This window comes from Streptomyces sp. NRRL S-340 (assembly GCF_000720185.1).
Lineage (GTDB): Bacteria > Actinomycetota > Actinomycetes > Streptomycetales > Streptomycetaceae > Streptomyces.
In genome coordinates, this window is record NZ_JOIY01000017.1 from 19,962 (window position 1) to 34,261 (window position 14,300).

Annotated in this window: 9 protein-coding genes; 3 read left to right on the forward strand and 6 right to left on the reverse strand. The window is 70.2% G+C overall.

What is annotated here, in order from left to right; all coding sequences use genetic code 11:
* Positions 1-25: 25 nt before the first annotated feature.
* Positions 26-2,587: a DUF6049 family protein gene (locus IG64_RS15420; protein ID WP_037856229.1), complete on the reverse strand. Its 2,562-nt coding sequence runs from the start codon at positions 2,585-2,587 to the stop codon at positions 26-28.
* A gap of 304 nt (positions 2,588-2,891) precedes the next feature.
* Between IG64_RS15420 and IG64_RS15425 the strand changes: the two genes are divergently transcribed.
* Complete coding sequence (locus tag IG64_RS15425) at positions 2,892-4,334, forward strand: CCA tRNA nucleotidyltransferase (RefSeq protein WP_037856232.1); 1,443 nt, start codon at positions 2,892-2,894, stop codon at positions 4,332-4,334.
* Between the two features lie 160 nt (positions 4,335-4,494).
* Here IG64_RS15425 and IG64_RS15430 read toward each other — a convergent pair whose 3' ends face one another.
* From IG64_RS15430 to IG64_RS15445, 4 genes are all read right to left on the reverse strand, one after another.
* Positions 4,495-5,028: an LppU/SCO3897 family protein gene (locus IG64_RS15430; RefSeq protein ID WP_037856234.1), complete on the reverse strand. Its 534-nt coding sequence runs from the start codon at positions 5,026-5,028 to the stop codon at positions 4,495-4,497.
* Positions 5,029-5,154: 126 nt separating this feature from the next.
* Positions 5,155-6,420, reverse strand: coding sequence for an MFS transporter (locus IG64_RS15435; RefSeq protein WP_037856237.1), 1,266 nt, complete (start codon positions 6,418-6,420; stop codon positions 5,155-5,157).
* 87 nt (positions 6,421-6,507) lie between these two features.
* The gene (locus IG64_RS15440) at positions 6,508-7,590 is read right to left on the reverse strand and encodes an inositol-3-phosphate synthase (RefSeq protein WP_037856238.1); all 1,083 of its coding nucleotides are present in this window, start codon (positions 7,588-7,590) and stop codon (positions 6,508-6,510) included.
* A 44-nt stretch (positions 7,591-7,634) separates the two neighbouring features.
* On the reverse strand, positions 7,635-8,318 hold the full coding sequence (locus tag IG64_RS15445; protein WP_037856240.1) for a PadR family transcriptional regulator: 684 nt from the start codon (positions 8,316-8,318) through the stop codon (positions 7,635-7,637).
* Between the two features lie 398 nt (positions 8,319-8,716).
* Here IG64_RS15445 and IG64_RS15450 point away from each other — a divergent pair, with 398 nt between their 5' ends.
* Together IG64_RS15450 and IG64_RS15455 are read left to right on the forward strand one after the other, a co-directional pair.
* Entirely contained in the window at positions 8,717-11,464 is a 2,748-nt protein-coding gene (locus IG64_RS15450) for a transglycosylase domain-containing protein (RefSeq protein WP_078884026.1), read from the forward strand.
* A gap of 150 nt (positions 11,465-11,614) precedes the next feature.
* Entirely contained in the window at positions 11,615-13,123 is a 1,509-nt protein-coding gene (locus tag IG64_RS15455) for a glycosyltransferase family 87 protein (protein ID WP_199811597.1), read from the forward strand.
* Positions 13,124-13,214: 91 nt separating this feature from the next.
* Here IG64_RS15455 and IG64_RS15460 read toward each other — a convergent pair whose 3' ends face one another.
* Positions 13,215-14,246 carry an alanine racemase gene (locus IG64_RS15460; protein ID WP_037856242.1) on the reverse strand — a complete coding sequence of 344 codons (1,032 nt, stop codon included), beginning with the start codon at positions 14,244-14,246 and terminating at the stop codon, positions 13,215-13,217.
* Positions 14,247-14,300: the final 54 nt, after the last annotated feature.

Genomic DNA, 14,300 nt, shown 5'->3' on the forward strand with positions numbered 1-14,300 from the left:
CCGGGCCCTCCGGGCCACGACATCCTCAACGGTCCACTTTCTCACCCGTGCCGGACGGGTCGGCGCTTTCGGATGCGGTGTCCGGTGTCGGGTCACTCGGCTGCTCCCGGTCTTCTCCCGGGGGCCGGCCGCCCGGCTCCTGCGTGAGACGTCGCGCGGGGCCCGCGGGGTTCTCCGGGCCGTCTTCCCCGGGGCGGCCCGCTGTCCGGCCCGGTGCCCCGGGGCCGTCCGGCCCGTCGGAGGGGGCGGAGGCGGCGGCGCCGTCGGGGGTCTGCGCGGTGTCCGCCGCGTCCCCGGCGTTCTCCGCGCCGCCCCGGGTGTCCTGCGTCGTCCCGGCGTCCTGCGCGTCCACGGGGTCCTCGGGGTCCTGCGCGTCCACGGGGTCCTGCGCTTCCCGGGCCGCGGCGCGCTTGCGCTGGGTGTACATGCGGAATCCGGCGAGGACGAGCAGCAGGACGCCGCCGCCGATGACCAGCATGACGGTGGCGGTGACCTCGGTGACCTTCACGTCGAAGGTGACCGGTGCGCCGTACTCCTGGCCGTCCCGCGTGTAGAGCTGGGCGACCACCGTGACCGGCCCGTTGGCATTGGCCGACGTGGTGAACTTCACGGACTGGCTGTGCCCGCCGGAGACGGCGATCGGCTGCTCCGCGTATGCCTTCCCGCCGATCTTCAGACGGGTGGGGTTGGTGGAGGTGAGCCGCAGCACCAGGTGGTCGACGTCCTGCACCAGGTTGTTCTGCACGGTCACGGGGATCGTCGCGCTGTGGCCGGAGAGCTTGGTCTCCGACTTGTCGATCAGTTTGACCTCGCCCGAGAGGTCGTCGAGGTAGGCCCGCACACTGTCCCGGAAACTCTCCGCCGCCTTGCTGTGGCCGCGCCAGGACGTGGACATCTCCCGGTTCAGGGCGCGCCCGAAGGGCGTGACGACCCGGGACGCGTAGGTGAGGACCACCTTGAAGTTGTCGACCTTGTCCTGCGTCGTGGCGATCTCCGAGAACGCCGGACGCCGCAGCTCCCGCCGGCGCAGCGAGGAGGGGTAGTCCGAGGTCGGCGGGACCTTCGTCGTGGCGCCGGGGTCCGGCTTGGCCCTGGCGGCGGCGGCCAGGTCCTGGGGCTGGGACCAGGTGCCCTGCTGGAGGGCGAGCAGTGCCTGAGCCATGGCCTGGGCCTGGCTGGTGCTGGGCATGCGCTGCGGGGCGACGACGATGCTGCGCTGCTTGCCGGTCTGGCCGTCGAGTTCGAGGCTCTGGGCGAGGAAGCGCTGCACGGCGAGCGTGCTGGCCCCTGCCTGTGACAGGTCGTCCTCGAACGCGGTCGACAGCCGGGCGTCCGCGACGACCGCCGTGGTGCCCTGGCCGATCGGCCGGGCCGCGGAGGGCGTGTAGGTCAGGCCATCGGGTTCTTCGAGGCTGTCGCTGCGCGCGATGACCTTGTCGGCCCCGGCGGAGGTGGCGACGCGGACGATCGCCGGGTCCACGGCTCCGTCCACCGGCCAGGCGAAGTCCGTGGCCGGTTTGACGTGGAGCACCGTTTCCACCGTGCTGGCGGCGACGTCCGTGGCGTCCTTGAGCTGGCTCAGGGAGCCGGAGACGCTGGTGCCCCGGTGGGCGAGCGCGGCCAGGTCGGGGTCGGCGAAGGGCAGCGCCACCACCTCCTTGCCCGCCACCGCCTGCTGCAGCTCGGCGAGCCACTGCTTGGCCACCGCCTGGTGGGTTCCGGCGACGGGGGTGGCGGAGGCGTCCGTCCGGACGAGGTAGGTGCGCGTCATGGCGTCGACGGACGCCAGCAGGTCCGGGTCGATCACCCAGGTGACGTCGAGATCCTTGCCGAGGGCGAGCATCCGCTCCAGCCGGCCGCCGGGGGCGAGGTCCTTGGCCAGGTCGTCGTCGAGGAAGACGGGGGTCTGCAGTTCGCCGGGTCCTGTCTCCGCCGTCATGTGGACGGTGGAGACCAGGGGCCACAGGAAGGTCGTCTTCGTCTTCGTGTCCGCCTCGGACGGCTGCCACGGCAGGAACGTGTGCTGGATGCCCAGCACCTGTTCCCACGGCTGGGCAGGCGTCTGCCCGGACAGCGAGACGGAGAACCCGTAGACGCCGTCGGCGCCGAGGTCCAGCTTCGAGGCGGGCACGGAGATGCTGAAGTGCTGGGCGACGCCGGGCTGCAGCGCGGCGAACTTCTGCGTGTACTTGCCGCCGAGTTCGGAGCCGTCGGCACCGGGTTCGAAGTCGGTGCGCCGGGCGACGGCGTCGATCTCGGACCGGGTGTCCAGGTGCGGCCCGACCCGCAGCCCGACGCGCGCGTCGGTGACCGCCTGCCTGCTCTTGTTCGTCACGGTGCCCGACACGGTCAGCGTGTCCCCTGCGGAGGGGACGCTGGGACTGAGGGCGTCGAGGGACACCGCCACCGTGCGCGACCCGGAGACCGCCGCCGGTGCCTGACGGCCGGAGGCCTGCGCGGCCGGAGCGGCGGAGAACTGGAGCAGCCCGGCCAGCAGGGGTGCTCCGGCGAGCAGTGCCCCTGCTCGCCGCAGCCAGCGGCGGGCAGGTGAGGGACTGGTCCCCAGGAAGTCTGCCGCCTCGGCCACGCGCTCGCCCGTCCCTCGTCGTCAGTGGTCGTCGGAATGTGCGTCCACGCATGGTAACGAGACGCGCGGAGCGGAAGTGCCGCGGAGGCGGCCACAAGATCGGCGGGAGACAGGGGCGCGCCCCTTGATATGCGCGTATCCGGGGATGCTGTTCGTTGCATCACGATGGGGCGGTCTTGCGCGGATAGGACGCGGGTGACCGAGGACTCCGCGGCCTCGGGTCCGGGGCGCGCCCGGCGGGAGGCGGACGGTCCCGGGCGACGGCGACGCGGCGCGGCCCTTTGGACACGTACCCTCTTCTGTTGTGCCGAACGCCAACGATGACACTCCCCCTGCCCTGAGCCAGGTGCAGCAGCGCGCGGTGAGCGAGCTGCTGCGGGTGGCCCCCGTCGCCGACGACCTCGCGCGCCGCTTCCAGGAGGCCGGGTTCTCCCTCGCCCTGGTCGGCGGCTCCGTCCGGGACGCGCTGCTGGGCCGGCTCGGCAACGACCTGGACTTCACGACGGACGCCCGTCCCGAGGACGTGCTGAAGATCGTGCGGCCGTGGGCGGACGCCGTGTGGGAGGTCGGGATCGCCTTCGGCACGGTGGGTGCGCAGAAGGACGGCTATCAGATCGAGGTGACGACATACCGGTCGGAGGCGTACGACCGCACCTCGCGCAAGCCCGAGGTGTCGTACGGCGACTCGATCGAGCAGGACCTCGTCCGGCGGGACTTCACCGTGAACGCGATGGCCGTGGCGCTGCCCGAGAAGATCTTCGTCGACCCGCACGGCGGGCTGGAGGACCTCGCGGCACGGGTGCTGCGCACTCCGGGCACGCCGGAGGAGTCCTTCTCCGACGACCCGCTGCGCATGATGCGGGCCGCGCGCTTCGCCGCCCAGCTCGACTTCGAGGTCGCTCCCGAGGTCGTCACGGCGATGACGGAGATGGCCGACCGCATCGAGATCGTCTCCGCCGAGCGGGTGCGTGACGAGCTGAACAAGCTGATCCTGTCCGCGCAGCCGCGCAAGGGACTGACCCTCCTGGTGGACACCGGTCTCGCCGAGCGGGTGCTGCCCGAGCTGCCCGCGCTGCGTCTGGAGCGGGACGAGCACCACCGGCACAAGGACGTCTACGACCACACGCTGATCGTCCTGGAGCAGGCCATCGCCTTGGAGGAGGGAGGCCCCGACCTCGTCCTGCGGCTGGCGGCGCTTCTGCACGACATCGGCAAACCGCGCACGCGCCGTTTCGAGAAGGACGGCCGGGTCTCCTTCCATCATCACGAAGTGGTCGGCGCCAAGATGACCAAGAAGCGCATGACCGCTCTGAAGTACTCCAACGAGCTGGTGAAGGACGTCTCGCGCCTGGTCGAGCTGCACCTGCGCTTCCACGGCTACGGCACCGGTGAGTGGACGGACTCGGCGGTCCGCCGCTACGTGCGCGACGCGGGCCCGCTCCTCGACCGGCTCCACAAGCTGACCCGGTCCGACTGCACCACGCGCAACAAGCGCAAGGCGGTGGCACTGTCGCGCGCGTACGACGGTCTGGAGGAGCGCATCGCACAGCTCCAGGAGCAGGAGGAGCTGGACGCGATCCGCCCGGATCTCGACGGCAACCAGATCATGGAGATTCTCGGCGTCGCACCCGGTCCGGCCGTCGGCCGCGCCTACAAGCACATGCTGGAGCTGCGCCTGGAGAACGGCCCGATGGGGCACGACGCGGCTGTCGCGGCTCTCAAGGAGTGGTGGGCCCAGCAGGACTGAACGGCCGGGAGGCCGGGAGGCCGTGGACGTGTTTCACGTGAAACACGCCGACGCCACCCCGGGGACCCGAAGGCGGCGAAGGGCCGGTGTTTCACGTGAAACACCGGCCCTTCGCCCTGCACGGCCCCTCGCCGGGAGCGGTGGGGAGCTGGTTGACGACCTACTTGACGTCCTTCAGACAGAGCACCACGTCGTGGCCGCCGCCGTACTGGACGTAGGAGATCGTCGCGTCCGTGACGGGCTTGCACTTGTCCTCGTCGGTGGAGCCGTCGAACTTCTCGACCACCTTGTACTGTGCCTTGTCGGAGGAGCAGTCGACCTCCTTGAGGTCCGCCTTGTTCATCGTGCCGTCGTTGTGCATGCACGAGCCCACTGACGTGGTCTCCGCGTCGTCGCGGCCCAGGAACCAGCCCAGTCCCAGGGCGCCGCCGAACTTCAGCAGACCGAGGAGGACCACCACGACGACGCCGCCGACGACGCGCAGCACCTTCTTGCCGCCGCGCCTGGCCGGGGCGGGCGGCGGCACCGGGGCGCCCTGCTGCGGGAAGGGAGCGTACGGCTGCTGCGGCGGATATGGCTGCTGGGGCGGGTACGGCTGCTGGGGGGCGCCCGGCTGACCAGTCTGCTGCCCCGGGGGAGGGACGGGAGCCTGGGCGTACGGATTCTGGCCCTGGGGCGGCGGTGGAGTGGTCACTTGGGGGTCCCCCTAGAACATAGGCATGATGACGCGAACATGGCGTCGAAATAAGACGCACGTAAGCTACAGGCCTCCACTGACATCCCCGTACTCCTCGGGGGCTCTGTGGCGTTGATGTGACACTTACCGGCGGTCGAACCGGGTCATAGCCACAGCAACCGCTCCGTAGATCACGGCGATCGTGATCACCAGGGTCACCGATCGCCCGTCCGGCGGGAGCATCACGGCGGCGACGGCCGCCGCCCCCACGAACGCGACGTTGAACAGCACGTCGTAAACGGAAAAGATCCGGCCGCGGAACCCGTCCTCGACGCGGGACTGCACGACCGTGTCCGTGGCGATCTTCGCGCCCTGTGTGGTGAGGCCGAGCACGAAGGCCGCCGGCAGCAGGGGGCCCGTGGCGAACGGCAGGCCGAGGGCGGGTTCGAGCACCGCGGCCGAGCCGGCGCACACGGCGATCCAGCGGGCGGGGCCGCCGAGGGCCCCGGTCGCCCACGGCGTCAGGACCGCCGCGGCGAAGAATCCGGCACCGGACGCGCCCAGCGCCAGTCCGAGCAGACGCAGTCCGTCGTCCGGGTCCGAGGCCAGGCCGTAACGGCAGAGCATCAGCACCATGACCGTCAGGGCGCCGTAGCAGAACCGCATCAGCGTCATCGCGGCCAGGGCCCGGGCGGCGGGCCGGCGCGACGGTGCGCCCAGGTGCCGCACCCCTGCCAGCAGCGCCCGCGCGGTGCCGGTCAGCGCGGCCCCCAGCCGGGGCCGGCGTGCCCGGTGGTCGGGGCCGAGCAGGTCCTGTGCCATGAGCAGGGACGCCAGGGCGGCGCACAGGTAGAGGGCGGCGCCCAGCAGTATCACGGCGGTGTCGGAGTCCGCCCCGGCCAGACGTGTCACGAAGGCGAGCCCACCGCCCCCGAACGCGGCGAGGGAGCCCGCCGTCGGCGACAGCGCGTTGGCCATCACCAGCCGTTCGGCGTCGACCACCCGCGGCAGCGCGGCGGACAGGCCGGAGAGGACGAAACGGTTCACGGCGGTGACGCACAGCGCGGAGACGTAGAACAGCCAGGTGGCGGCGCCCGCCGCGATCAGGGCGGCGGTGGCGGCGGCCAGCGCCGCGCGGACCAGATTGCCGTAGAGGAAGACCTGACGGCGCCGCCAGCGGTCCAGCAGCACGCCGGCGAACGGGCCGATCAGGGAGTAGGGCAGCAGCAGCACGGCCATGGCGGAGGCGACCGCGGCGGCCGAGGCCTGGTGCTCCGGCGAGAAGACGACGTAGGCGGCGAGCGCGACCTGGTAGACGCCGTCGGCGCCCTGGGAGAACAGCCGTACGGCGAGCAGCCGTCTGAAGCCCCGCAGGCGCAGGAGGACGCGCAGGTCACGGACGACGGCCATGGGGCACAGCCTCACATACGGGAAGGTCCCCGGGGCGATCGCCTCGGGGACCCTCTCAGCCCTGGCAGGAGCGTTGTGCGGGGTGTGTCAGCGCTCGACGTCGCCGCGGATGAACTTCTCGACGTTCTCCCGGGCCTCGTCGTCGAAGTACTGGACCGGCGGGGACTTCATGAAGTACGAGGACGCCGACAGGATCGGGCCGCCGATGCCGCGGTCCTTGGCGATCTTCGCGGCGCGCAGCGCGTCGATGATGACGCCCGCGGAGTTCGGGGAGTCCCAGACCTCGAGCTTGTACTCGAGGTTCAGCGGGACGTCGCCGAAGGCGCGGCCCTCGAGGCGGACGTAGGCCCACTTGCGGTCGTCGAGCCACGCCACGTAGTCGGACGGGCCGATGTGGACGTTCTTCTCGCCGAGGTCCCGGTCGGGGATCTGGGAGGTGACGGCCTGCGTCTTGGAGATCTTCTTGGACTCCAGGCGCTCGCGCTCGAGCATGTTCTTGAAGTCCATGTTGCCGCCGACGTTCAGCTGCATCGTGCGGTCCAGGACGACGCCCCGGTCCTCGAACAGCTTCGCCATGACGCGGTGCGTGATGGTGGCGCCGACCTGCGACTTGATGTCGTCACCGACGATCGGGACGCCCGCCTCGGTGAACTTGTCCGCCCACTCCTTGGTGCCGGCGATGAAGACCGGGAGGGCGTTGACGAAGGCGACCTTGGCGTCGATGGCGCACTGGGCGTAGAACTTCGCCGCGTCCTCGGAGCCGACGGGCAGGTAGCAGACGAGGACGTCGACCTGCTTGTCCTTGAGGATCCGGACGACGTCGACCGGCTCCTCGGCGGACTCCTCGATGGTCTGGCGGTAGTACTTGCCGAGGCCGTCGAGGGTGTGGCCGCGCTGCACCGTGACACCGGTGGAGGGGACGTCGCAGATCTTGATGGTGTTGTTCTCGGAGGCGCCGATGGCGTCCGCGAGGTCCAGGCCGACCTTCTTCGCGTCGACGTCGAAGGCGGCGACGAACTCGACGTCACGCACGTGGTAGTCGCCGAACTGCACGTGCATGAGGCCGGGCACCTTGGACGCCGGGTCGGCGTCCTTGTAGTACTCGACGCCCTGCACCAGCGATGCGGCGCAGTTGCCCACACCGACGATGGCTACGCGAACCGAACCCATTCCGGTTGCTCCCTGTGTGTACTCGGTGAAGCCCCGACGGGACCTCACGTGGCGGTGTCGCCGGGCGTATCCGGCCGGGAACGCTCCCCGGTCCGGGGCAGGCCGCCCGTCGCTCCATTGGTGGTGTCCTGCTGAGCGGGCCCCCCGTCGGCGGACCCCTTGAGGTCCCGACCGGCCCGCTCACTCTCGATGAGCTCGTTCAGCCAGCGCACTTCGCGCTCCACGGACTCCATTCCGTGGCGCTGCAGCTCGAGGGTGTAGTCGTCGAGGCGCTCCCGGGTGCGCGTGAGGGAGGCGCGCATCTTCTCCAGGCGCTCCTCCAGACGGCTGCGGCGGCCCTCGAGCACGCGCATGCGGACGTCGCGCGAGGTCTGCCCGAAGAAGGCGAAGCGCGCGGCGAAGTGCTCGTCGTCGTAGGCGTCGGGGCCCGTCTGGGAGAGCAGCTCCTCGAAGTGCTCCTTACCTTCCGCCGTCAGCCGGTAGACGATCTTGGCGCGGCGTCCGGCGAGCGGGGCGGCGAGGGCGTCCTCGGTGGTGTTGCCCGGTTCCTCGGTCAACCAGCCGTTCGCGACCAGTGTCTTGAGGCACGGATAGAGCGTCCCGTAGCTGAACGCACGGAAGACGCCCAGCGATGTATTGAGCCGTTTGCGCAGCTCATAGCCGTGCATCGGGGACTCGCGGAGCAGGCCGAGTACGGCGAACTCGAGGATCCCGGAACGCCGGCCCATCGTCGCCTCCTCTCTGCCGCGACCCGGTGGCGGCGGATGCCGTACCGGGTGCCGTGACGGTCTTTATCTCAAGCTGATGTATCGACTCGATACATCCAGACGATAGAACGGCCCCGCGCATGCGACAAGAGGGGACAGAGTGAACGGGATCACATCCCTGTCTCGGTGGAGTCAAGTTGCCTGGTTTGGGGTGAACTTCGGGACCCGGCGGGTTTTGGCGGTGCGTAGTCTGTCCGCCATGCACAACACCGGGAACCGAGTGACGCCTGGGGACGTCCTCGTCCCCGGTGCAGTACGGGTGAATGCGCTACCGACCGCATCCGTACTTCGGGGGGACCGGAAACCAGCCGCTGTTTCCAGGCGCGCACGGGTGCGCCTGCCCGAGGAGTAATCGTTCGATGAGCGAGCACCGTCGCAAACCGCCGCAGCCGCAGGGAGGCGGACGTGCCGCGGCCCGACGCGGTCAGTCCGGTTCGTCCTCCGGTCGCCGTGCGGCCCCGCGAGGCGCCACCGGGTCCGCCGCCGACTCCTATGGGGCCGCCTCCGGGCCCACTTCCCATGGGTCGGGTTCGTACGCGGGCCAGGAGGACCGGCCCTACGGGGGCCGCGCCGAGGCCCGCCGGGCGGCGCAGCGAGGCGGTGGCCGGCGCAGAGGAGGCGACTCCGGCGGCCGCCCGGGCTCCACGGGGCCCGGACGCGGCCGCGGACGGACGGCTCCCCCGGCCAAGAAGCGGTTCATCGACTACCCGCGCGCGGGCAAGTACGGCTGGCGGCGCTGGACGCCGTCCTGGAAGCTCGTGACGGGCCTGTTCGTCGGCTTCGTGGGCAGCCTGGTGGCGGTGGCCGGCATCGGGTACGCGATGGTGGCCATCCCGAACATCCAGGAGACCGCGACCGCCCAGAACAACGTGTACTACTGGGCCGACGGCAGCGAGATGGTGCGGACCGGCGGTGAGATCAACCGCCAGATCCTGAACTACTCCGACATCCCCAAGGACATGCGCTACGCGGTCATCTCGCAGGAGAACAAGACCTTCGAGACCGACAGCGGCATCGACCCCAAGGGCATCGCGCGCGCCGTGTTCAACATGGCCAGGGGCGGTCAGACCCAGGGCGGGTCCACCATCACCCAGCAGTACGTGAAGAACGCGATGCTGAACGACCAGTCGCAGACGGTCTCCCGCAAGTTCAAGGAGATCTTCGTCTCGATCAAGGTCGGTGCGAAGCTGCCCAAGGAAGACATCATGGCGGGGTACCTCAACTCCTCCTACTACGGCCGCGGTGCCTACGGTCTCCAGGCCGCTTCGCGGGCGTACTTCAACAAGGACGCCAAGGACCTGAACGCCGGCGAGTGCGCCTTCCTGGCGGCGGTGCTCAAGGGCGCCACGTACTACGACCCGGCCGGCTCGACGGCCATCGACCCGTCGGCCACCCCCGAGGCCAACACCAAGCGGGTCACGCGCCAGATGCAGGACACGCTGGACAAGATGGTCGAGTACGGCCACCTCAGCGCCGGCGAGCGGGACAAGTACAGGTCGCTCCCCAAGTGGCAGAGCCCGCGGTCCAACACCCGGATGAGCGGCCAGATCGGTTATCTCGTCGACCTGGCCAAGTCCTACGTCGTCCACAACACGGACATCAGCGCGGACAAGCTGCAGCAGGGCGGCTACCAGATCCACACGACCTTCGAGAAGGACAAGGTCGAGAAGCTGAAGACCGCGGTGGAGAAGGTCCAGAAGGCCAACATCAAGCCCAAGCTGCGCCCCAAGACCGACACGCACGTGCAGTTCGGCGGCGCCTCGGTGGACACCAAGACGGGCGCCATCAAGGCGATCTACGGCGGTGTCGACTGGACCAAGCACTTCACCGACAACGCGGACGCCACCGGTGCCCAGGTGGGCTCGACCTTCAAGCCGTTCGTCCTGGCGGCGGCCATGCGCGACGGCGTCCGCGACCCGAACGGGGGGCCGACGCAGGGGGCGGACCAGCGCACCCTGGTCTCCCCCAAGAGCCGGTACAGCGGCAAGAACAAACTCAAGATCAAGAAGTACGACGGGACCGTCTGGAAGAACGAGCAGGGTGAGGAGTGGCTCCAGACCAATGACGGAAACGACAACGTCGGCACTCCCCCCAACTACATGATCGACCTGCGCGAGGCGATGCGGCAGTCGGTGAACTCCGCCTTCGTGCAGCTCGGCATGGACGTGGGCCTGGACAAGGTCGAACAGGCGGCGCTGGACGCGGGCCTGAAGAAGGACAGCCTGGCCGGTACCACCTTCCCGTCCTTCTCCATCGGCATCTCCGACCCGAGCGCCATCCGCATGGCGGGCGCGTACGCGACCTTCGCCACCAGCGGGAAGCAGAACGAGCCGTTCTCCGTCACCGAGGTCAGGAACCAGGACGGGACGGTCTACGAGCACAAGAGCGCGACCAAGCAGGCCTTCGACGCCAAGGTCGCGGACAACGTCACCGACGTGCTGAAGACCGTGGTCGACAAGGGCACGGGTACCAACGCCAAGCTGCCCGGACGCGAGGTGGCCGGCAAGACCGGTACCACCGACGGCAACAAGTCCGCCTGGTTCGTGGGCTACACCCCGCAGCTGTCCACCGCGATCGGCATGTTCCGGCTGGACGACAACGAGAAGAACAAGTCGCGCACGTTCCTGGAGATGTACGGGACCGGTGGCCAGAAGCAGATCCACGGTGCCTCGTTCCCGTCCGAGATCTGGCACGACTACATGATGGAGGCGCTGAAGGGCCAGCCCGCGGAGAAGTTCCCGACGCCCGAACCCATCGGCGAGGTCCTCAACGCCGCGCCCAGCCCCACGCCCACTCCCTCGGCCACCCAGACCGAGGAGACCAGCCCGTCGCCGTCGATCACGCCCTCCCAGACCGAGGAGACCAGCCCCTCCCCGCCCGCACCGCCCTCCCCCTCGCAGTCGCACTGCGGCTTCTGGGGCTGCACGGACGCCGGGGGGCAGAACGGCGGCAACGGAGCCGACGGCGGCAACGGGGCCAATGGCGGCAACGGTGCCAACGGCGGCAACGGTGCCAATGGCGGCAACGGAGCCGACGGCGGTGGGGGCGGATCGAACCAGGGCACCGGCTCCTCACCGTCACCCACGAAGTCGTCGTGGTGGCCGTAGACCCGGTGACACAGGCCGAGGCGCCTCGTCATCGGCCATGAGCCGGGCCACCGCCTCGCCGGACCGTTTCACGTGAAACATGGGCCGCCGCACCGCTCGGGTGCGGCGGCCCACGGCGTTTTCCCCGTCGCGTACGGCAGGATGTGCGGCATGCCCAGTGCTGAATCGACGCAAGCGAGCCCGCACGAGCCCGGTCCGGTCCGGCCGACTCGGGAGGACAAGGTCGCCGCGGCCAGCAGCGAGCTGATCGGCGGTCCCGTCGGACGGCACGCCCTGCTCGGCACGTCCTGGTGGACCCCGGTGCGGGTGATCGCACTCGTCGCGATCGGCATGTTCGCGCTCGGCCTGGTCCAGAAGGCCCCCTGCTACCACAGCGCCTGGTTCTTCGGTGCCAGCTCGCAGTACACGAAGGCCTGCTACTCGGACATCCCGCACCTGTACCAGGGGCGCGGATTCGCCGACGGCCTCGTGCCCTACTTCGACAAGCTCACCGGCGACATGCCGTACCTGGAGTACCCGGTGCTGACCGGCGTCTTCATGGAGGTCGCCTCCTGGCTCACCCCGCACAGCGGCAGCATCCAGCACCAGGAACGGTGGTACTGGATGGTCAACGCCGGAATGCTGATGGTGTGCGCGGCCGTCCTCGCCGTCTGCGTGGTTCGCACGCACGCGCGGCGGCCGTGGGACGGACTCCTGGTCGCCCTGGCGCCGGCCCTGGCGCTGACCGCCACGATCAACTGGGACCTGCTGGCGGTCGCCCTGACGGCCGCCGCCATGCTGATGTGGTCGCGGGAGCGTCCCCGGGCCTTCGGCGTGCTGCTGGGGCTCGCGACCGCCGCCAAGCTTTATCCGGTGCTCCTGCTGGGCCCGCTGTTCGTCCTGTGCTGGCGGGCCGGCCGATGGCGTGAGTACCGCATGGCCCTGGGGGGAGCGATCGGCGCCTGGCTGGTCGTCAACCTGCCCGTGATGGCCTTCGCCCGGGACGGCTGGTGGCAGTTCTACAACTTCAGCCACGACCGGGGCGTCGACTTCGGGTCCTTCTGGCTGATCTGGTCCCAGAACTCGGCCGATCCGCCCAGCACGGACTTCGTGAACACCGTGGCCACCCTCCTGGTGGTGCTGTGCTTCCTCGGCATCGCGGCACTGACGCTCATGGCCCCCCGCCGGCCGCGCTTCGCCCAGCTCGCCTTCCTGATCGTGGCCGTGTTCATCCTCACCAACAAGGTCTACTCACCCCAGTACGTCCTGTGGCTGATCCCGCTGGCCGTGCTGGCCCGCCCGAAGTGGCGCGACTTCCTGATCTGGCAGGCCTGCGAGGTGGCGTACTTCCTCGGAATCTGGCTGTACCTCGCGTACACGACCAGCGGCGACGCGCACAAGGGCCTGCCGACGGACGGCTATCACTGGGCGATCGCCGCCCACCTGGCGGGAACCGTGTACCTGTGCGCGGTGGTGGTGCGCGACATCCTCGTGCCGGACCGTGACGTGGTGCGCCGGGCCGGGGACGACGACCCGTCGGGCGGGGTGCTCGACGGCGCCGAGGACGTCTTCGTCCTGGGCGCCGCCGCCCGGCCGGTGCAGTACGCGGCGCCGCCCGAGGGCGTCCAGGTCGAGTGGGGAGGCCGGCCGGAGCCCGCACCCGAAGACCGTTCGCTCTGAGCGAACGAGGCAGGCCGCGACGTACGAGAGGCCGTACCCGGTGGCTGCCGGGTACGGCCTCTCGTCGTCTCCCGCGCGGGCGGGGCGTGGTTCAGCGGTCCACGATCCGGTCGAACTGCGTGGTGGTGTGCCGCAGATGGGCCACGAGTTCGTCGCCGACCTTCGGCTCGGGCGCGTCCGAGGGCACGAACAGGATCGAGACCTGCATGTGCGGCGGCTCGGCGAACCAGCGCTGCTTGCCCCCCCAGACGAACGGCGAGAGGTTCCGGTTCACGGTGGCGAGGCCGGCGCGTGCCACGCCCTTGGCGCGCGGCATGACGCCGTGCAGCGCCTTGGGGGCCTCCAGGCCCACCCCGTGCGACGTACCGCCCGCCACGACCACCAGGAAGCCGTCGGAGGCCGTCTTCTGCTGCCGGTAGCCGAAGCGGTCGCCCTTCGCCACGCGCGTGACGTCCAGGACCGCGCCGCGGTACTGGGTGGCCTCGTGGTCACCCAGCCACAGCCGCGTGCCGATGCGGGCACGGAAACGGGTCTGCGGGAACTGCTGCTGGAGCCGGGCGAGTTCCTCGGCCTTGAGGTGGCTGACGAACATGGTGTGGAGCGGGAGCCGGGCCGCCCGCAGCCGGTCCATCCAGCCGATGACCTCCTCGACGGCGTCCGAGCCGTCGGTGCGGTCCAGCGGCAGGTGGATGGCGAAGCCTTCCAGGCGGACGTTCTCGATGGCCGCGTGCAGCTGCGGCAGCTCCTGCTCGCTGACGCCGTGCCGCTTCATCGAGGACATCACCTCGATGACCACGCGGGCCCCGACGAGGCCGTACACGCCGTCGATGGAGGACACCGAGCGGATGACCCGGTCGGGCAGGGGCACCGGCTCCTCGCCGCGCCGGTAGGGCGTCAGCACCAGCAGGTCACCGCCGAACCAGTCCTTGATCCGCGCGGCCTCGTACGTCGTGCCGACGGCGAGGACGTCGGAGCCCAGCCGCGTGGCCTCCTCCGCGAGCCGCTCGTGCCCGAAGCCGTACCCGTTGCCCTTGCAGACCGGCACCAGACCGGGGAACTGCTCCTGCACGTGCTTGTGATGCGCCCGCCAGCGCGCGGTGTCGACGTAGAGCGTGAGCGCCATGGCCGGACCTGGAACCTTTCTCGTGGCTGCGGTGTGTCAGAGGGATGAAGACTG